Source organism: Nonomuraea sp. NPDC051191 (assembly GCF_044455665.1).
In the GTDB taxonomy this organism is placed as follows: domain Bacteria; phylum Actinomycetota; class Actinomycetes; order Streptosporangiales; family Streptosporangiaceae; genus Nonomuraea.
In genome coordinates this window covers 63,349-83,696 of the sequence record NZ_JBITEZ010000029.1, presented here as the reverse complement: position 1 = coordinate 83,696, position 20,348 = coordinate 63,349, and the positions used below count along the sequence as shown (strand labels likewise).

Annotated in this window: 11 protein-coding genes; 7 read left to right on the top strand and 4 right to left on the bottom strand. The window is 72.5% G+C overall.

The features are described from left to right. Positions 1-36: 36 nt before the first annotated feature. Entirely contained in the window at positions 37-1,224 is a 1,188-nt protein-coding gene (locus ACIA8R_RS49655; RefSeq protein WP_357708482.1) for an ROK family transcriptional regulator, read from the top strand. Positions 1,225-1,439: 215 nt separating this feature from the next. Beyond that, positions 1,440-5,897 (top strand): ThuA domain-containing protein, encoded by a 4,458-nt coding sequence (locus ACIA8R_RS49650; RefSeq protein WP_397044946.1) that lies wholly within the window; start codon positions 1,440-1,442, stop codon positions 5,895-5,897. Between the two features lie 64 nt (positions 5,898-5,961). Here the strand turns inward: ACIA8R_RS49650 and ACIA8R_RS49645 are convergent, their stop codons facing one another. After that, a complete protein-coding gene (locus ACIA8R_RS49645; protein WP_397044944.1) occupies positions 5,962-7,518 on the bottom strand; it encodes a DUF5722 domain-containing protein in 1,557 nt (518 codons plus the stop codon). 90 nt (positions 7,519-7,608) lie between these two features. Further along, entirely contained in the window at positions 7,609-8,646 is a 1,038-nt protein-coding gene (locus ACIA8R_RS49640) for a LacI family DNA-binding transcriptional regulator (protein WP_357708474.1), read from the bottom strand. Between the two features lie 171 nt (positions 8,647-8,817). On the opposite strand from ACIA8R_RS49640, the gene ACIA8R_RS49635 reads away from it, so the two are divergent. From ACIA8R_RS49635 to ACIA8R_RS49615, 5 genes are read left to right on the top strand one after another with little or no spacing between them, the layout of a single operon-like run. Next, the gene (locus tag ACIA8R_RS49635; RefSeq protein WP_397044942.1) at positions 8,818-11,964 is read left to right on the top strand and encodes a family 78 glycoside hydrolase catalytic domain; all 3,147 of its coding nucleotides are present in this window, start codon (positions 8,818-8,820) and stop codon (positions 11,962-11,964) included. Between the two features lie 22 nt (positions 11,965-11,986). Next, on the top strand, positions 11,987-12,877 hold the full coding sequence (locus ACIA8R_RS49630; protein WP_357708470.1) for a sugar ABC transporter permease: 891 nt from the start codon (positions 11,987-11,989) through the stop codon (positions 12,875-12,877). After that, complete coding sequence (locus ACIA8R_RS49625; protein ID WP_397044940.1) at positions 12,874-13,698, top strand: carbohydrate ABC transporter permease; 825 nt, start codon at positions 12,874-12,876, stop codon at positions 13,696-13,698. Before ACIA8R_RS49630 ends, ACIA8R_RS49625 begins: the two co-directional genes overlap by 4 nt. Before the next feature lie 49 nt (positions 13,699-13,747). Next, positions 13,748-15,190, top strand: coding sequence for an ABC transporter substrate-binding protein (locus ACIA8R_RS49620; RefSeq protein WP_397044938.1), 1,443 nt, complete (start codon positions 13,748-13,750; stop codon positions 15,188-15,190). Between the two features lie 11 nt (positions 15,191-15,201). Further along, positions 15,202-18,297, top strand: coding sequence for a DUF5722 domain-containing protein (locus ACIA8R_RS49615; protein WP_397044936.1), 3,096 nt, complete (start codon positions 15,202-15,204; stop codon positions 18,295-18,297). Positions 18,298-18,403: 106 nt separating this feature from the next. On the opposite strand, the gene ACIA8R_RS49610 is transcribed toward ACIA8R_RS49615, so the two are convergent. Both ACIA8R_RS49610 and ACIA8R_RS49605 read right to left on the bottom strand, forming a co-directional pair. Next, positions 18,404-19,006, bottom strand: coding sequence for a histidine phosphatase family protein (locus tag ACIA8R_RS49610; RefSeq protein WP_357708464.1), 603 nt, complete (start codon positions 19,004-19,006; stop codon positions 18,404-18,406). A gap of 57 nt (positions 19,007-19,063) precedes the next feature. Beyond that, the gene (locus ACIA8R_RS49605) at positions 19,064-20,293 is read right to left on the bottom strand and encodes a PEP/pyruvate-binding domain-containing protein (protein WP_397044934.1); all 1,230 of its coding nucleotides are present in this window, start codon (positions 20,291-20,293) and stop codon (positions 19,064-19,066) included. Between the last annotated feature and the right edge of the window lie 55 nt (positions 20,294-20,348).

Genomic DNA, 20,348 nt, shown 5'->3' with positions numbered 1-20,348 from the left:
CCTCTGAAGTGGCTGCCGTCATCGGCGGAGAGGCTGGTGTTGACTCTGGACACGCTCAACGGCGCGACGGCGGGGGCCGGCGCGCTGCTCTCCCTGCTGCGGGAAGGGCCTCCGCGCACCCGGACCGAGCTGGTCCAGCTCACCGGCCTGGCCAGGTCCACCGTGTCCCTGCGCCTCGACGCGCTGCTGCGGCACCGCTGGGTGCTGCCCGCCGACGACGTCGTCTCCTCGGGCGGGCGGCCGGCGGCCATGTTCGCCTTCAACCGCACCGCGCGGCTCGTCCTCGCCGCCGACCTGGGCGTCATGCACGAGCGGGTCGCGATCACCGACCTCGGCGGCACGGTGCTGGCCGAGCGCACCGCCGACGCGCCGATCGACCGGGGCCCGGAGGCGGCGCTCGGGCGGCTCGCCCGGACGTTCACCGACCTGCTCGACGAGAGCGGGCGCGACCTGGCCGACGTGTGCGGGGCGGGCATCGGCCTGCCGGGCCCGGTCGAGTACTCGACCGGGCGCCCGGTCAACCCGCCGCTCATGCCCGGCTGGGACCGCTTCCCGGTGCCGGAGTGGCTGGGGGAGCGGCTGGGCGTGCCGGTCCTCGTGGACAACGACGTCAACATCATGGCGCTCGGCGAGCACCGCGCCGGGCGGCAGCAGACCGGCCAGCTCGTCTTCGTCAAGATCGGCACGGGCATCGGCTGCGGCGTGATCTCCGACGGCCGCCTCCACCGGGGCGCCCAGGGCGCGGCGGGCGACATCGGGCACATCCGCGTCGCCACCGCCGACGACGACGTGCTGTGCCACTGCGGCAACGTGGGCTGCCTGGAGGCCCTGGCGGGCGGGGCCGCTCTGGCCGCCCGGATCGCCGCGACGGGCGTGCCCGCCACCGGCGGCCGGGACGTCGTCGCGCTGCTGCGCGCGGGCAACCGCGACGCCGCCCAGCTCGTCCGGCAGGCCGGGCGGGAGATCGGCGACGTGCTGGCCACGATCGTGAACTTCTTCAACCCGGCCGCCATCGTGATCGGCGGCGACCTGGCCGACGCCGGTGAGCACCTGCTCGCGGGCGTCCGCGAGGCCATCTACAAACGTTCGCTCCCGCTGGCCACCCAGCACCTGCGCATCCAGGTCAGCGAGCTGGGCGACCGGGCCGGCGTCATCGGGGCGGCCGTCATGGTGCTGGAGCACGTCCTGGCCCCGGAGGCGGTGGACAGCGCCCTCGCCGGCTGACGTCCACGCCCGAAGCCCCGCCCCGCGTCCGTCGCGCAGGGCGGGGCTTCGCCGTTCCGGCCAGGGCGTCAACCCGTTACGTCTAGGACTTAACAGACTTTCGTTGACAATCATCAAAAGTGAGATCTAATGTCCCGAGCTACGAAGGTTCTTCGATCGTCCGCCAATGGAACCCTCCTTCCCGGCCCACCCCCCACGGAAAGGGAACCTCCGCGATGCCCCCCAGCGGATCCACCCGCCTGTCCCGATGGACGGCGCGGACCAGCGCCCTGATCCTGGCCATGTCGGGCACGGTCGTGCTCACCGTGGCCGCCCCGCCCGCCCAGGCCCACGCCGCCATCGACCCCGCCGACTACCAGCGCGTCGAGCTGGCCAAGGGCGTCGCCGAGATGGGCGAGCCGATGACCATGGCGGTGCTGCCCGACCTGTCGGTGCTGCACACCGCGCGCGACGGCACGCTGCGCCGCACCGACGCGCGGGGACAGACCGGCGTGGTCGGCACGCTGTCCGTCTACACCCACGACGAGGAGGGGTTACAGGGCGTCGCCGTGGACCCCGGCTTCGCCACCAACCGGACCATCTACCTCTACTACGCCCCCCGACTGAGCACGCCGTCCGGCGACGCGCCCGCGACCGGCACCGACTGGTCGGCCTGGCAGGGCGTCAACCGCCTGGCCAGGTTCACCGTCAAGCCCGACTGGACGCTCGACCTGGCCTCGCAGCGGACCGTGCTCGACGTGGCCGCCGACCGCGGCATGTGCTGCCACGTCGGCGGCGACATGGACTTCGACGCCCAGGGCAACCTCTACCTGTCCACCGGCGACGACTCCAACCCCTTCGACTCCTCCGGCTACGCCCCCATCGACGAGCGGCCCGACCGCAACCCCGTCTACGACGCCCAGCGCAGCGCCGGCAACACCAACGACCTGCGCGGCAAGATCCTGCGCATCAAGGTCGATCCGGCGGACGGCACCTACACGATCCCCTCGGGCAACCTCTTCCCGCCGGGCACCGCGAGGACCAGGCCCGAGATCTACGCCATGGGCTTCCGCAACCCGTTCAGGATGACCGTGGACAAGGCCACCGGCGTCGTCTACGTCGGCGACTACGGCCCCGACGCCGGCAGCAGCGACCCGGGCCGCGGGCCCGCCGGGCAGGTCGAGTTCGACCGCGTCACCGGCCCCGGCAACTACGGCTGGCCGTACTGCACCGGGACCAACACCCTGGCCGAGACCTACAACGAGTACGCCTTCCCCTCAGGGCCCTCCGGCCAGAAGTACGACTGCGCCGCCGGCGGCCCGGCCAACGACTCGCCGCGCAACACCGGCCTGGCCAAGCTCCCGCCCGCCAAGCCCGCCTGGATCAGGTACGGCGGCGACGCCGGCTCGCCGCCGGAGTTCGGCAGCGGCTCGGAGTCGCCGATGGGCGGCCCGGTCTACCGCTACGACGCCGCCCTGAACTCCGCCGTCAAGTTCCCGCAGGACCTCGACGGGCACTTCTTCGCCGGCGAGTTCGGCCGCAAGTGGATCAAGGCGATCGACCTGGCCGCCGACGGCACCCGCGGCGAGATCGCCGCCTTCCCCTGGACCGGCACGCAGGTCATGGACCTGGCGTTCGGCCCCGACGGCGCCCTCTACGTCCTCGACTACGGCTCCGGCTACTTCGGCGGCGACGCCAACTCCGCCCTCTACCGCGTCGAGTACATCAAGGACAGGAACCGCTCGCCGGTCGCGGTCGCCACGGCCGACAGGACGTCCGGGAAACTTCCGCTCACCGTGGCCTTCTCCAGCGCCGGCTCCGCCGACCCCGAGGGCGGCGCGCTCACCTACGCCTGGGACTTCGGCGACGGCACCACCTCCACCGCCCCGAACCCCACCAAGACCTACACCGCCGAGGGACAGTTCTCCGCCACGCTCACCGTGCGCGACCCCCAGGGCAACTCCGGCACGGCCGGCGTGGTCGTCACGGCCGGCAACACCGCCCCCACCGTGACCATCGGCGCGCCCGCCGCCGGGACGCTGTTCACCTGGGGCGACACCGTGCCCTTCACGATCGGGGTGACCGACCCCGAGGACACCACGGTCGACTGCGCCAAGGTCCGGATGACGTACGTGCTCGGCCACGACAGCCACGGCCACCAGATCACCTCCAAGAACGGCTGCGCGGGCGAGCTGACGATCCCGGTCGACGGCGAGCACGACGACGCGGCCAACATCTTCGCCGTCTTCGACGCCGAGTACACCGACAAGGGCGGCCTGACCACCCACACCCAGAACGTCCTGCAACCGCGCCACCGCCAGGCCGAGCACTACACGACGATGTCCGGCGTCTCGCAGATCTCCAAGGCGGCCGCCCACGGCGGCAGGACGGTCGGCGACGTGCACAACGGCGACTGGATCGCCTTCAGGCCCTACCGGCTCGACGACGCCAGGACGTTCCGGGCCCGGGTCTCCTCCGGCGGCGTCGGCGGCTCCATCGAGGTGCGCGCCGGCTCGCCGACCGGGCCCCTGCTCGGCAAGGCCGCCGTCCCGGTGACGGGCGGCTGGGAGACCTTCACCGACGTGCAGGCCCCGCTGACCGGCGCGACGGCCGCGACCACCACGCTCTACCTGGTCTTCACCGGCGGCGCCGGGGCGCTGTTCGACCTCGACGACTTCACCCTGGCCAAGGAGGCGATCGCCACCGGCCCGATCCACGCCGCCGACGGCAGATGCGTGGACGTCGCCGGAGCCGCCACCGCCGACGGCACCAAGGTCCAGCTCTACTCCTGCAACGGTACGAACGCCCAGAACTGGACCATCGACGGCCAGACCGTCAAGGCGCTCGGCAAGTGCCTGGACGTGGCCGGGGCCGACAGCGCGGACGGCACCAAGGTGCAGATCTACACCTGCAACGGCACCGGCGCGCAGAAGTGGACCGCCGAGGGCGGCGCGCTGAAGGCGCTCGGCAAGTGCCTCGACGCCACCGACCCGGCCCAGCTCGTCATCCGGACGTGCAACGGCGGCGCGCCGCAGAGGTTCACCACGGCCACCCCGGCCGCCGGTGGCTCCGCCGTCCTGGTCTTCTCCCGGACGGCCGGGTTCCGGCACGACTCGATCGCGGCGGGCGTCCAGGCGATCAGGGACCTCGGGTTCGCCGTGACCGCCACCGAGGACCCGGCGGCGTTCACCGCGGCGAACCTGGCCGCCTACAAGGCGGTCGTCTTCCTCAACACCACCGGCGACGTGCTCGACGCCACGCAGCAGGCCGCGTTCGAGGCGTACGTCAAGGCGGGCGGCGGCTACGCCGGCATCCACGCGGCGGCCGACACCGAGTACGACTGGCCCTGGTACGGCGGCCTCGTCGGCGCCTGGTTCGCCGCCCACCCGGCGGTGCAGAAGGCCACGGTCAAGGTCGAGGACCGGGCGCACCCGGCCACCGCCCACCTGGACGCCTCCTGGCCGCGCACCGACGAGTGGTACGACTACCGGACCAACGCCAGGACCGGCGCCCACGTCCTGGCGACCCTGGACGAGTCGACGTACTCGGGCGGCACGATGGGCGCCGACCACCCGATCGCCTGGTGCAAGCCGTACGACGGGGGACGCTCCTTCTACACCGGCGGCGGGCACACCGCGGAGTCCTTCGCCGAGCCCGCCTTCCGGCAGCACCTGCGCGGCGGCCTCGCCTACGCCACGGGCCAGGCCAAGGCCGACTGCCGCCCCGAGACCGGCTACACCACCCTCTACAACGGCTCGACCACCGGCTGGGAGCAGGCCGGGCCGGGCGGGTTCGCCAACTCCGGCGGCACGCTGACCTCGCAGGGCGGCATGGGCCTGTTCTGGTACAAGGCCAAGGAGTACACCGCCTCCTACTCGCTCAAGCTCGACTGGAAGCTGGCCGGCGACGACAACTCCGGCGTCTTCGTCGGCTTCCCGCCCTCGACCGACCCGTCCTCGGCGGTGAACAACGGCTACGAGATCCAGATCGACGCCACCGACGCCCCGGAGAAGACCACCGGCTCGGTCTACGGCTTCAAGGCCGCCGACACCGCCGCCCGCGACGCCGCGCTGAACCCGCCGGGGGAGTGGAACACCTACGAGATCCGGGTCGAGGGCGAACGCCTGCAGGTCTTCCTCAACGGCGTGAAGATCAACGACTTCACCAACACCGACCCCGCCCGCTCGCTGAAGAACGGGCACATCGGCCTCCAGAACCACAGCGACGGCGACGAGGTGTCCTTCCGCAACATCCGCGTCAAGGACCTCGGGCCGCCCACCGGGGACTCCGTCGTCCAGGCGGAGACCTGGACGCAGGCGTCCGGCGTGGCCACCTACCCGCACACCCCCGCGCACGGCGGAACCGTGCTCGGCTACGTCAACCCGGGCGACTGGGCGGCCTACGACGTGGATCTCACCGGGGTCACCGCGTTCAGGGCCCGGGTCGCCTCGCCGGGGCCGTCGGGCGGCTTCGAGGTCCGTTCCGGTTCGCCGACCGGGCCGGTGCTCGGCGCGGTCACGGTCCCGAACACCGGCGGCTGGGAGTCCTACGCCGACGTCTCCACGGCGCTGACGGGCGTCCCCTCCGGCGCGGCCCGGCTGTACCTGGTGTTCACCGGCGCGAACTTCGACGTCGACGACTTCACCCTGGTCCGCGGCCCGGCCGGGAAGAAGACCGGACGGGCCGCCGGATAGCCGCCGGGCCGGTGGCCGCCATGGGGGACGGCCACCGGCCCGGTCAGGTCAGTTCAGGCCGGGGTCAGGTCAGCGCGTAGCCGAGGACCTGCTCGTGGATCAGGCCCTCGCAGCCGGCCTGGTCCGTGACGAGGTGGTCGCCGCTGGCGGCGCGGCACCGGTGCAGCGCGACCGAGCCGGGCACCTGGCTGGTGTAGATGTGGCCGACCGGGCCCATAGGGAACTGCCCCTCGCAGCCCGGGTCGCGGGTGAGCAGGGTGTGCGCGCCGACCTTGCACTCGTACAGGGGCACGGTGCCGGACGCCTGGTTGCGCAGCAGCTTCCAGACGCGTTCCTGGGTGAAGCCGGGCGGCAGCAGCCGGGAGCTGGCCACGTGCCCCTTGCTCGCCTGGTAGCCGCGCCGGAGCTGGGTGTGGGGCAGCAGCTCGAAGCCGCACGACAACTGCGGGGGCGACAGGTCGTTGCGGTTGGCCAGCGCCCACGTCGACCAGGCCGGCTTGGCCGAGCCGTCGGTACGGCGCAGCCCCACGCCGAGACCGGCGGCCGTCTCGTCCGGGTGGTCGCTCATGCGGTGCCAGACGTAGCTCTCGATGCCCGGCGTGCCGAGGACGTTGCGGAAGGAGTTGCACAACTGCGACGCCTGCGCGGCCTCGGACGAGGGCGACAACGAGTTCACGCCGCTCTCGGTGAGCTGCACCTGCCAGGCCGACGGCGTGTTCGGGAACTGCTGGCGCAGCCACCCGACCAGCACGCCGATGTTGCCGTAGGTGACCTTCGGGAAGTCGTCGGCGGAGAACTGCGGCGCCAGCAGGTTCGGCGGGTAGGGGTGGTAGGCCACCCGCCAGGCCCGGTTGCCGGCCCGCGCCGCCAGGCCCTTGAGCACGGTCATGCCCGACAACATCGCGTCGGAGGCGGCCGGCTGGTCGTAGGCGGTGCCGAAGTGGTGGTCGAGCGAGGTGAGCACCTTCGCGGTGGGCTGCTGGGCCATGACCGCGTCGTAGGCGGCGTTGTAGTTCGCGGCGATCGCGTCCAGCCAGGCGGTCGTGCCGCACGCCGTGCCCTGGCCGCAGCCGATGTCGAACCAGGTGTTGCTGTTGACCTCGTTCATGGCGACGAAGTCGGCGATGCGGCCGTTGCCGTGCTGCCCGTCGTAGCGCTGGGCCAGCATGCCGGCGAAGCGGCCGTAGTCGGCGGGGTTGTCGGGGACGCAGAACTTCTCGAACCCGGCGGCGGCGGGCGTGCAGGGACGGGCTCCGCGGGCCCAGGCCGGGGTGCCGTAGACGACGGCGGTGACGACGAGACCGCGGGCGGTCCAGTCCTTGATGGCGGCGTCGACGGCGGAGCCGACGGTGAAGCAGTGGCCGTCGAACTCCTGCGCGCCCGCCGCGCACGGCGGCGTCTTCACGCTGGGCTCCCACTCGGCCCAGATGAGGTTCATGGCGACGCCGCCGGCGTTGTTGCCGGCGATCTCGTTCTTGTCGGGCCAGAAGTCCGGTTGCAGGCCCTTGATGCGGTAGTCGGACCTGACCGGGTACGGCAGAGCGGCCGCCGCGGCGGCGACGGCCGGCGCGGCTGGGAGGAGAAGTAACAGGACGGCGGCGAGACGGGCAACCCAACGCATGGGACCTCCTGGGATTTAAACGTCTCAACAATGAGGCCCAGAAGGCGGCCAGGCAAGACCCGATTTCCTGCGGTAGGCCGAATTGAAACGTCACTGAGGGACGGTCGACGCCCTGACCATGAGCTCCGGCTGGAAGACGATCTCCTGGTGCCAGTGGTTGACGTCGCCCCGGGCGTCGGTGAGCAGCAGCTCCGCGGCCGCCTGGCCGAGCTGGTGCTTGGGCTGGCGGACCGAGGTCAGCGAGGGCGACAGCAGCTCGGCGAACTCGACGTCGTCGTAGCCCATCACCGCCATGTCGTGCGGGACGCGCACACCGCGCCGCTCCAGCCCGCGCAGCGCGCCCAGCGCCACCGTGTCGTTGACGCAGAACAGCGCCGTCGGCCCCTTGCGCGCGGGCAGCCGCCCCAGCGCCGCCTCGCCCTCGCGCGGGGTCAGCGCGGGCAGCGTGACCTCGGTGATCACCTCGTCGGGGTCGAGCCCGGCGGCCCGCACCGCCCTGGTCAGCCCCTCCCGCCGGTCGGCGCACTGGCGCACGATGTGCGGCCCGTTGAGGAAGGCGATGCGCCGGTGGCCGAGCCCCAGAAGGTGGGCGCCGGCCAGCTCGCCGCCCCTGACGTTGTCGACCGCCACCGCGCAGAGCTGGGCGTCGGCGCCCGGCCGGTCGAGCAGCACCATGCCGACCCCGCGCCTGCGCAGCTCCACCAGATGGGAGATGTCGGGCCCGGCGGGCGTGATGAGGATGCCGGGCACCCGGTGCTGCTCCAGGATCTGCAGGTAGTGGGCCTCCTTCTCGGCCGAGTCGCCGGAGCTGCACAACACCAGCAGCAGCTGCTCCTGCGACAGCCGGTTCTCGATGCCCGGCAGCACCTCGGTGAAGAACGGGTTGCCGATGTCGCGCACCAGGACGCCCACCGAGCGGCCGGAGCCGCCGCGAAGCTGCCGGGCGGGCGCGCTGGGCACGAAGCCGAGCGCCTTGATGGAGGCGCGCACCCGGCGCAACGTGCGCTCGGCCACCAGTTCGGGCCGGTTGAGCACGTTGGAGACCGTTCCCACGGACACGCCGGCATGGGCCGCGACGTCGACCATGCTGAGCCGCCGGCGCTCGGCCGGCTTGTGGATGTCGGTCACCGGTGGGCAGCCCTTCTGGTCACCTGGCAGAGAGAGCCAGTCTACTGGTTGAAATGTTTCAGCCAAACGACCCTGGCCTGCACATCTGGAACAGAGGCATTGACGGAAGTACCTCGGGGTGCCTACCGTGCGCATTGCTTGAAATGTTTCAACTAGCTTGGAGCCCCCTTGATGCATCTCGCCGTGACCGACCTGCGTGTCGAAGGACTGGCCGAACCGCTGGGCCTCGACGTGAGCGCGCCGGAGTTCTCCTGGCGGATCACCGGTGCCGGGCGAGGACGGTCGCAGAGCGCGTACCGGCTGGTCGTGGCCCGGGAATGCGATCCGGCCGGTGACGAGGCCGAGCTGGTCTGGGACAGCGGCGTGGTCGCCTCCGCGGCGACCTTCGACGTCCCCTACGGCGGCGCCGGGCTGCGGCCCCGGACGCGCTACCAGTGGCGGGTCAAGGTGGCCGACGAGAGCGGCCAGTGGTCCGGTTGGAGCCCCGCGCACTGGTTCGAGACCGGGCTCGGCGAGGCCGGCGGATGGATGGCGGGCTGGATCGGCACCCCCGTGGTGCCCGGCTCCGAGCGGTTGCCGTCCCTGGAGAACGTGCCGCGCATCTGGGTCGCCGGCCCGCTCGGCCCGTCGGCGTCGCCGGTGGGCGCGTTCCGGACGCGGTTCTCGGTGCCGGGCGGGGCCAGGCCGCTGTCGGCGTGGCTGGTGATCGGCGGCGGCGACGGGGTCGAGGCGTACGTCAACGGGGTGCGGGTCGCCGGGGAGCTCCGGGAGGGGGCGTTCGTGGCCGACGCGGGCGACCTGGTGGCCTCGGGGGAGAACGTGCTCGCGATCAGGGCTGCCGGGTCCGGGCTGTGCGTGCGGCTGGAGGTCGTGGTCGAGGGACGGCCCGCGCTGCCGCAGCTCGTCCCCGTGGCGGGCGAGGGCACGGTGACCGTCACCTCCGGCGGCCGGTGGCGGGCCGAGGACGGGCCGGTCGAGGGCTTCGAGCAGCCCGGCCACGACGACGCGGGCTGGCGGCTGGCCGAGGAGGTCGGGCTGCACGGCGACCCGCCGCTGGGCCGTGAGCCGGTCGGCGACCGGCCGAGCCCGTACCTGCGGCGCGAGTTCGGCGTGCCGTCGCCGGTGCGCCGGGCCAGGCTGTACGCCACCGCGCTCGGCGTCTACGAGATCCACCTCAACGGCGCGCGGGTCGGCGCCGACCACCTGGCCCCCGGCTGGACCGACTACCGTCACCGCGTCGCGTACCAGACCTATGACGTGACGGCGCTGGTGTCGGAGGGGCGCAACGCGATCGGCGCGGTCCTCGCCGACGGCTGGTACGCCGGCAACATCAGCTGGTTCGGCTCCTTCCAGTACGGCCGCCGCCTGGCCTTCCGCGCCGAGCTGGAGATCCTGCACGAGGACGGCTCCCGCACCCGGCTGCGCACCGACGCCGACTGGCGCGCGGGCTCCGGCGCGATCCGCTACGCCGACCTGCAGAACGGCGAACGCCAGGACCTGGCCGCCGAGCCGCTCGGCTGGACGGCCGCCGGGTTCGACGACTCGGGATGGGCGCCCGCGGTGCCGGTGAGCCCCCCGGCGGGCCGGGTGGCCGCCTCCGTCGCCCCGCCGATCCGGGTGCACGAGGAGGTGGAGCCGGTGGCGGTGTGGGAGTCCCGGCCCGGTGTGTGGATCGCCGACTTCGGCCAGAACCTGGTCGGCTGGGTCCGGCTCACCGGCCGCGCCGGCCGCGACCGCCCGGTGGTGCTGCGGCACGCCGAGGTCCTCGACCACGAGGGCGGCCTGCACCTGGCCAACCTGCGCTCGGCCCGCGCCACGGACGAGTTCCTGCCGCGCGGCGAGCAGGCCGAGACGTTCGAGCCCAGGTTCACCTTCCACGGCTTCCGGTACGCCGAGGTGTCGGGCCTGCGCGCCGCCCCGGAGTCGATCACCGCCAGGGTGGCCCACGCCGCGATGGAGCCGGCCGGCGAGTTCACCTGCTCCGACGAGCGGCTCGACCGGTTGCAGCGCAACATCGTGTGGGGGCAGCGCGGCAACTTCCTGGCCGTCCCCACCGACTGCCCGCAGCGGGACGAGCGGCTCGGCTGGACCGGCGACATCTGGGCCTTCGCCCCGACCGCGCTGTTCAACTACGACGCCGCCGCGTTCCTGCGGAGCTGGCTGACCGACGTGGTCGACGCCCAGGGCGACGACGGCGCGGTCACCCACGTGGTGCCCGACGTGCTGTCGGGCCGCGGCCTGTCGCCCAACCCCAAGGAGGCCGGCTCGCCCGGCTGGGGCGACGCGCTGATCATGCTGCCGTGGGCGCTGCACCGGCTGCGCGGCGACGCCGGCGTGGTCGCGGCCTGCTTCGAGCCGATGCTGCGCTGGCTGACCTACCTGGACCAGCGTTCCGACGGCGGCATCTTTCCGGAGGAGGGGTTCGGCGACTGGCTGTCGATCGGCGCCGAGACCCCCAAGCGGCTCGTCGGCACGGCGATCTTCGCGCTGTCGGCCCGGCAGCTCGCCGGGCTCGCCGCCGCGCTCGGTCGCGACGCCGACGAACGCACCTGCCTGGAGCTGTACGAACGCGTGCGCCGGGCCTTCCGCGCGGCCTTCGTCGAGGGGCCCGGCGTGGTGGCGAGCGGCACGCAGACCGCGTACGTGCTGGCCGTGACGGCTGGGCTGCTGGAGGAGCACGAGCTGCCCAGGGCCGCGGCCCGGCTGGCCGGGGACGTCGAGGCGCGCGGCGGCCACCTGTCGACCGGGTTCCTCGGCACGCCGTACCTGCTGGACGCGCTCACCTCGACCGGACGGCTGGACGTGGCCTACCGGCTGCTGACCCAGGACACCTTCCCGTCCTGGCTCTACCCGGTCGTGCACGGCGACGCGACGACCATGTGGGAGCGCTGGGACTCCTGGAGCCACCACCGCGGGCTGCACGACCCCGGCATGAACTCCTTCAACCACTACGCCTACGGCGCCGTCGGCGACTGGATGTACCGGACGGTCGGCGGGCTGGCCCCCGGCTCGCCCGGCTACGCCGACATCGTCGTGCGCCCCCGCCCCGGCGGCGGGATCGGCTGGGCGCGGACCGCCCACCGCACCCGGCACGGCCAGGTGGAGATCTCCTGGCGGCTCGCCGACGACGGCTTCGCCCTGGACGTCGTCGTGCCGCCCAACACCCGCGCCGAGGTGCACGTGCCCGCGCCGCCGGAGCGGGTGACCGAGGGCGGCCGGCCGGCGGGCGAGGCGGAGGGCGTAACCTTCGACCGCCTCGACGACGGGGCCGCGGTCTACCGGGTCGGCTCGGGCTCGTACGCGTTCCGCACCCTGTGACGGCTGAGAGGCATTGACGATCGTGACCAGCACAAAAGCGCGCCGCCGGATCCCTTGGGGCGTCTACCTCGTCCTCCTTCCCACCTTCGCACTGCTCGCGGCGTTCGCCTACTACCCCGCGCTCAACGGCATGCTGCACTCGCTCTACGAGTGGCGGCCGGGCTTCCAGTCGCCGTTCGTCGGCCTGGAGAACTACCTCACGATGCTCGGCGACGACCTGTGGTGGGCCTCCTTCCGCAACGCCGGGATCATCTTCGTCTGGGCCGTCACGCTCATGTGGGTCTTCCCGCTGCTGGCCGCCGAGCTGGTGATGTCGCTGTCCAGCGAGCGGCTGAGGTTCGTCTTCCGCACCCTGCTCATCCTGCCGCTGGCCTTCCCGGCCGTGGTCAACGTGCTGCTGTGGCAGTTCATGTACGACCCGCGCGACGGCGTCGTCAACAGCCTGCTGCGCGCGCTCGGCCTGGACGGGCTGGCGGGCAACTGGATCGGCGACCCCGCCACGGCGCTGGCCGCGCTGATGACGATCGGCTTCCCGTGGGTGGCGAGCCTGCCGTTCCTGGTCTTCCTGTCGGCGTTGCAGAACGTGCCGGCCGAGATCTACCAGGCCGCCGAGGTGGACGGCGCCGGCCGGCTGCGCCGCTTCTGGAGCATCGACCTGCCGATGATGTTCCGCGACGTCAAGCTGCTGTTCGTGCTGGCGGTGATCTCGGTGCTCCAGTACGGCATGCAGGCCCACATCATGACCAAGGGCGGCCCCGACAACGCCACGCAGGTGCCGGTGCTGCGCATGCTGGACGCCGCCTTCGTGGACACCAGCTGGGGGTACGCGGCCGCGCTCGGCACCGTGCTGTTCGCGCTGACCCTCGGGGTGAGCCTGGTCGCGCTGGCGCTCGGCAGGAGGTCCGCGTCGTGAACCGGACCCGCAGGACCGATCTCGTGGCCGGCGGCGTGCTGGCGGTGCTGGCCTTCGCCGGGCTGTTCCCGTACCTGTTCATGCTCGCCGCGTCGCTCAAGGACAACGAGCAGTTCTTCGCCAGCTACTGGTCTCCGGCCTGGCCGGTCCACCTGGACAACTACGCGGCGGCCTGGGAGCAGGTCAGCCCGTACCTGTTCACCTCGTTCGTGGTGGCGGCGCTGGCCATCGCCGGCACGATGCTGCTGGCCCCGGCGGCGGCGTTCGTGTTCGCCCGCTACCGCTTCCCGGGGCGCAACGCGCTGTTCGGGCTGGTCGCGGCGCTGCTCATGGTGCCCTCGATCACCAGCCTGATCCCGCTGTTCGTGCTGATGCGCGACCTCGGCATCCTGGACAGCCGGCTGGTGCTGATCGTCCCGCACGTCACCGCGAACACCGTCTTCGGGATCGTCGTCATGCGCACGTACATGGCGCAGATCCCCGAGGAGATCTTCGAGGCGGCGCGGGTGGACGGGGCCGGCGGCGTCCGGCTGTTCGCGGGCTTCATGCTGCCGCTGGCCCGGCCGGTGATCGGCACGGTGGCGCTGATGACGGTGCTGGGCGTGTGGAACGACTACTTCTGGCCGCTGCTCACCGTGCAGACCGATGCCTACCGGACGATCCCGGCGGGGCTGGCCTTCTTCGCCAACCAGAACGTGCAGCAGTGGGGCCCGCTGTTCGCCGGTTACGTCCTGGCCAGTCTCCCCTTGGTGGTGCTGTTCACGTTCCTGTCCAAGTGGTTCCTGGCGGGCATCCAGGGCGGCATCGTGTCCGGCAAGTGAGCCGCCGCCGCGATTGAAACGTATCAATAAGGAAAGGACCCCTACCCCGATGAGAACACCCCCCAAGAGCGGGCTGGCGGCCTCGGCCATGCTGCTCGCGCTGACAGGCTGCGGCCTGCTCGGCACCGGCGGCACGTCCGCCCAGGACGGCGGCGGCAAGGTGACGATCACCCTGGCCGGCCCCAACCAGTGGAACGCCAGCGGCAGCAGCTTCGGACCTGCCTGGGAGGCGCTGGTCGACTCCTTCGAGAAGCGCGAGCCCGGCATCGAGGTCAAGACGCAGGTCCTGCCCCTCGACGGCTTCATGCAGACGATCACCACCCAGCTCGCCGCCGGCACCGCGCCCGAACTGGTCTTCAACCAGCCGCCGCACAAGGCCCACGAGGTGCACGCACTCGACGACGAGCTGCAGAAGCCCAACCCGTACGTGCCGGGCAACCAGCGCTGGATCGACGTGTTCAGGAAGGAGTACTACGGCCCCGCCGTCTCCAAGGCGCTGAGCAAGGAGAGCGGCAAGCTGGAGTACATCCCCTTCAACCTGGTCGCCATCGGCCTGTTCTACAACAAGGACGCCTTCGCCAAGGCGGGCCTCGACAAACCCCCGGCCACCTGGGCGGACTTCAAGGGCGCCTGCGCCAAGCTCAAGGCGGCCGGCTTCGACCCCGTCGCCCTCGACAAGGGCGGCCTGGCCACCGGCTGGACGTGGGAGGCGGTCAGCACCCAGCTCATCGACAAGTACCACGACGACTGGAACTTCTTCGACGCCACCGGCAAGCCGGGCAAGGCGCCGACCGTGACCGAGAAGTCGATGAGCAAGGCCATCAAGGAAGGCACGCTCACCACCAAGACGCCGGAGGTCGCCGAGTCCCTGAAGATCTACAAGGAGTTCTTCGACTGCGGCACCCCCAACTGGACGGGCGTGGCCGACGGCGGTGCGACCGTGGGCTACCGCGACTTCGTCTCGGGCAAGGCCGCCATGTCGTGGGGCACCGACTTCGCCGTCGAGGCGTTGAAGACGGACGCCAAGTTCGCGCTCGGCACGATGCCGTTCCCGACGATCACCAAGGCCAGCACGCCGCTGTCGTCGGAGGCCCCGGCCCGTTACGGCGCCTCGATCGGCGGCACCAGCTACATGATCCCCTCGACCGTCAAGGGCGAGAAGTACGCGGCGGCGGTCAAGTTCCTGCAGTACATGAGCTCGCCGGCGATCAAGCCCTGGCTGGACGCGACCGGCGGCCTGCCCGCCGTCGAGGGCGTGCAGCCGTCGGCCGAGACCGCCGGGCTGCTGGAGGGCGAGTGGGGCAAGCCGTTCCGGGTGGTGGCGCTGCCGGGCGGCCCGGAGGGCACCTCCTTCCGCGACGTCTTCGACGGCTACCTGCTCGGCCGGCGCTCCCTGGAGGAGGAGCTGGCCGACCTGGACAAGTGGTGGAAGCGCGGCATCGAGGCCGGGATCAAGAAGAACGCCTGGGGCGACGAGGACTGGGCCAAGTAGGAGGAGATGACATGCGATTGTTGATGGCTCTGGCGCTGGCCGTCCCGATGCTGGCCGTCCCGGCGCAGGCCCCGCCCGCGCGCGCGGCGGCGGCCGGTGGGGTGAGCGGCGTCGAGGTCGGCGGGAGCACGATCACCGTCACCGGTGTCGCCCCGGGCCCGGCCGAGCTGTACGCGCTGGACACCTGGCAGGACTCGACCACGGGGGAACGGCCGGTCGCGACCGTCGAGGCGGGCCCGTTCCGCGTCGAGGTGCCCCGGATGGACGGGGACCAGGACCGGCTCTACGACAAGTTCCTCGCGGTGGGCGCGGACGGCCCGCTGGGAGAGGTGCACTACGCCGACGAACTGAGCTTCGCGTCGGCCACCCAAACCCCTTATCCCGAAATGTCGGGCAAAAAGGGGTTGCAGGTTCAGATGACCGACGACGCCGAGGAGATCGGCGTCCAGCACGCCGGCATCAACCTGGCCCTCGACTCGGTCATGATGGCCGGGCCGGGCGCCCCGGGCAACACCATCGAGTTCGTCTCGCAGGGCAAGACGTACTACTTCGACCGCGGCGCCGTCGCCGGGCTCGACGCCCAGGTCAAGCCGCTGTCGGACAACGGCGTCCTGGTCAACATGATCGTGCTGGTCTACAACAGCGGCGCCCCCAACTCCGCCGCCCGCACGCTCATCCACCCCGACGCCGAGCTGGGCAAGGGCACGGTGTACGCGTTCAACACCAAGACGGCCGAGGGCGAGGCGCACTTCACCGCCGCGATGGAGTTCTTCGCCCAGCGCTACAGCCAGGCCGACGGCCGCTACGGCCGGGCGTGGGGCTGGATCGTCGGCAACGAGATCGACGCCCAGCAGTTCTGGTACAACATGGGCCGCCAGGACCGCGACGTGTTCCTCGACCAGTACGCCCGCGCCATGCGGCTGACCTGGCAGGCCGTGCGCAAGGCCGACGCCGCCGCCCGCGTCTACACCTCGCTGACGCACTTCTGGACGGGCGCCGCCAACGACGACCCCAAGTACACCTACAAGGGCCGCGACGTGGTGGACGGGCTCAACGCCCTCACCAAGCGCCAGGGCGACTTCGACTGGAACATCGCCTACCACCCCTACCCGGAGAACCTGTTCAACCCGGCGTTCTGGAACGACAAGACCGCCACCGACAGCTTCGACACCCTCCGGATCACGTTCAAGAACATCGAGCTGCTGCCGCGCTACCTCGCCCAGGACCAGCTGACCTACAACGGGCAACGGCGGCGGGTGATCCTCTCCGAACAGGGCCTGAACTCCCAGGACTACTCCGCCAAGGAGCTGGAGCTGCAGGCCGCGGCCTACGCCTACGCCTACTACAAGATCGCCTTCGCCGACGGCATCGACTCCTTCATCCTGCACCGGCACGTCGACCACAAGCAGGAGGGCGGCCTCCGGCTCGGCCTGTGGACGTGGGACGAGGAGCACAGCGCGCCCTCCAACGCGGGCGAGCGCAAGCCGCTGCACGAGGTGTTCGCCGGCATCGACACCGACCGGTCGCTGGAGGTGACCGAGTTCGCCAAGAAGATCATCGGCATCTCCGACTGGAAGGACGTCATCCCCGGCTTCGACCCCGCCGAGCTGGCCGTCAGGAAGCCGCCCGCCGTGGCCGGCACGCAGCTCGACGCCAAGCCGGTGGCCGAGCGGGTGATCTCCGGCTTCGAGACCGACACCGGCGGCTGGCGGCCCTCGGACAACGCCGCCGCCGTCGAGCGGACGGCCGTGGACGGCGGGCACGCGCTGCGCGTGCGCTTCGACCGCGACCTGCCCGGCTGGTCGCGGTACGCCAAGTCGTACAAGGGTGCCGACGTGCTGTTCGACAAGCCGCTCGACGCCTCGCGCACGCCCTCGCTGTCGGTGTCGATCCGGGTGCCGGCCGAGGCCGACGACGGCTTCAAGCCGGGCAACGTCTTCACCGCCAAGGTCCGCGCGTACGGGCGCGGCGGCGCGGTGGCGGAGGGCGTCGGCACGATCGACCCCGCGCTCGGCTGGAACCGGCTCACGCTGGACCTGTCCCGCTGGGCCCCGCGCGCCGCGATCTCCCGGGTCAAGGTGTGGGTACGCGGCTCGGTCGGCTCCGACTGGGCGGGCTCGTACGACATCGACCGGCTGAGCCTCGCCGCGGCCGCGGTGCCCGGTCTCGCCCGGCGCAACGTCGAGGTGAGCGCGTCCACCGCCGAACGCGGCAGGATCGGCTCCAAGGTCACCTTCACCGTCACCAACCGGGACGTGCTGCCGATGGCCGGACGGGTCACGCTGTCGGCCTGCGACGGCGTGGGCGTCGATCCGGCCGCGCTGCGGGTGACCGGCCTGCGCACCGGCGAGAGCCGCACGTTCGAGACCGCGCTGACGGCGTACGCGCCCGCGAACCAGGAGTATCCGGTCGTGTGCGCGTCCTACCTGGGGCACACGGACCGGGTGACGTTCCGGCTGCCGCCGCAGGCCGCGTACGTGCCGCCGGCCCCCGACGCCTTCGCCAACCAGGAGCTGGCCGACGGCTTCGACCGGGCGGGCGACTACCAGGCGCACCGGGTGCTGCCGGAGGACAAGGAGCTGCCGCAGGTGACGTACGCGGACGGCGCGCTGTCGGCCGGGCACCCGTCGGCGTCCTGGTTCGGGCTGATGTCGTCGGGCGTCTCGCCGCGCAACCCGGCGTTCGCCACGGCGATCACGATCAGGAAGTTCCAGGGCGACTCCGCCGACATGGACACCGTCTACACGGGCCTGGTCAAGGACGGCAAGACGGACGTGGTGGCGTTCTACGTCAACAGCCAGAAGTTCGCCGGTTTCGAGGTGCGCGGCCCGCAGGTGCCGGGCGGGCTCGCGGTCTTCGGCGTCAAGCAGGGCGTGACCGTCCCCGACGGCGGCCGCTTCGCGCTGTCGCTGGTGGGCGAGCGGGCCGCCATGTACGCCGACACCGGCTCCGGCTGGGAGCTGGTGACCGCGGCCACGCTGGAACACCTGCCGGCGCTGTCGGACCCGGAGGTCAGGGCCGGTTACCGCTACGGTTTCGGCGTCCGCGGCGACCCCGGCTCCAGCCCGCTGGTGCTGGACGCCGTGGAAGGCCGCAGCATCTCCTGACGCCCATCGGCCCATCGGCCCATCGGCCACCGGACCGGCCCGTCGCGCGTCGCCGCGGCGGGCCGGTTCGCGTCCGGAGGCGGGCCGACCGGCGGAACCGGAGGGTTCAGGGCCACATGTCCTGGGGGAAGCCGGTCCAGCGGAGGTCGGCCGGCAGGTGGCTCAGGTCGTTGTACATCACCATCGTGGGCGGCAGCCCGGTGCGGTACTCGATGATCGTCAGCCCGGTGTTGGCGCTGTTCAGGCCGAGCCAGCGGGGCAACGGCGCGTCCAGCGCGTGCCGTACCAGCCACGCGATCTGACCGGCGTGCGTCACCAGCACCTCGTGCACGTCGGAGGCGGGCCCGTCGGGGGCGTGGGCGAAGCGGGCGACCAGGGCGTCGGCGAGCGCCCGCCCCGAGGCCGCCTCCGCCCGGTCGAAGCCGTCGAAGTACCCGGCCCAGGAAGCGGGCGTCTCGGCGGGCGCGGGGACGTACGGCACGTGGTCGACGAGCTCGGCGGCCTCGGCCACGGGGACGTCCGGAAGGCGCCGGGCCAGCTCGCGCGTGCTCTCGGCGGCGCGCGCCAGCGGTGAGTGCCACACGGCGTCGATCGGCATGCCCGCCAGCCGGTCGCCCAGCAGGGCCGACTGCCGCCGTCCCGCGTCGGTGAGCTGCCCGAACGCGTCGGCCGCGCCGTGGCGGGCCAGGTAGAGGTGTCGCGTCGTCATCGATGTCCGGGAAGCGCGCCCCGCGGGGCCGGCTCCCCTCTCCTCTCAGGTGTTCGGTCAGGCGGCGGTGACGGTGCCGGCGGTGCCGTCGACGGTGACGAGCGTGCCGTCCAGGAGCCTGCCGGTCGCGTCCGGGACGCCCAGGACGGCCGGGATGGCGTGCTCCCGGGCCACGATCGCGGCGTGGGAGAGCACGCCGCCGGTCTCGGTGACGACGCCGGCGGCCATGCGCAGCAGCGGCGTCCAGGCGGGGTCGGTGAAGGGGCAGACGAGCACGTCGCCCGGCAGCACGCGGGCGAAGTCGGCCGGCCCGCGCACGATCCGCGCGATGCCGGTCACGGCGCCACGGCTGCCCGGCGTCCCGACGAGCGCCCCGGCCGGTCCATCCGCGGCGCGGGTGAGCGGGTCGGCGAGCGGGGGAGCGGCGGTGACCGGGCGGGCCTGGAGGATCCAGACGCGGCCGTCGGCGACGGCCCACTCGACGTCCTGCGGCCCGCCGCGCAGGGCGGCGATCTCCGCGCCCAGCCCGGCGAGCCGGACGGCGGTCGCGTCGTCGATCGCCGCCCGCCCCCGGACGCCGGTCGGCACGTCACGGACGACGAGCCGCGCGCCCTCCCGGTCGAGCCGGGTGCGTTTGTCGGCGACGGCGCGTTCGACCGATCCGTCCCCGGCGACGCGGTAGGAGTCGGGGGTGACCGTGCCGCCCACGACGCTGGGCCCGAGCCCCCAGGAGGCCTCGATCCTGGTGGGCTCGTCCGGCCCGCCGGGGGTGAACATCACCCCGGACACCGCGGCGTCCAGGTGCCGCTGGACGACGACGGCCATCATCGGGTCGCCGCCCGACCGGTCGCCGACGGCGGCGCGGGGCGAGAACAGCGAGGCCCAGCAGGCGCGCACGGCCTCGGTGACCCCGGCGACCCCCCGTACGGCGAGGAAGCTCTCGTACATGCCGGCCGCGGAGGTCAGGCCGGTGTCCTCGTCGGCCGCCGACGACCGCACGGCCACCGGCGGGTCGCCGAGCCCGCCGAGCGCGCGCAACCCGTCCGCCAGCGCCGCCACCACCCCGGCGGGGACCGGCCGCCCCTCGATCGCCTGCCGCGCCGCGGCGAGCCCGTCCGGTCCGGCGGCGTGCCGCGCGAGGTCCAGGTCGCCGACCGCGGCGAGGTAGGCGGCGAACGGGAGCACGAAGCCGCCGGGAACCGGCAGCCCGGCCCGGATCAGCGCGCCGAGCGCGCCGCCCTTGCCCCCGCAGGTGTCGGCCACGGCCTCCTTGAGGGGTACGATCATCCGCCCCGCCTTTCAACAAAATGTTGACGATGTTCCGCCGATTGTGAATCATGTC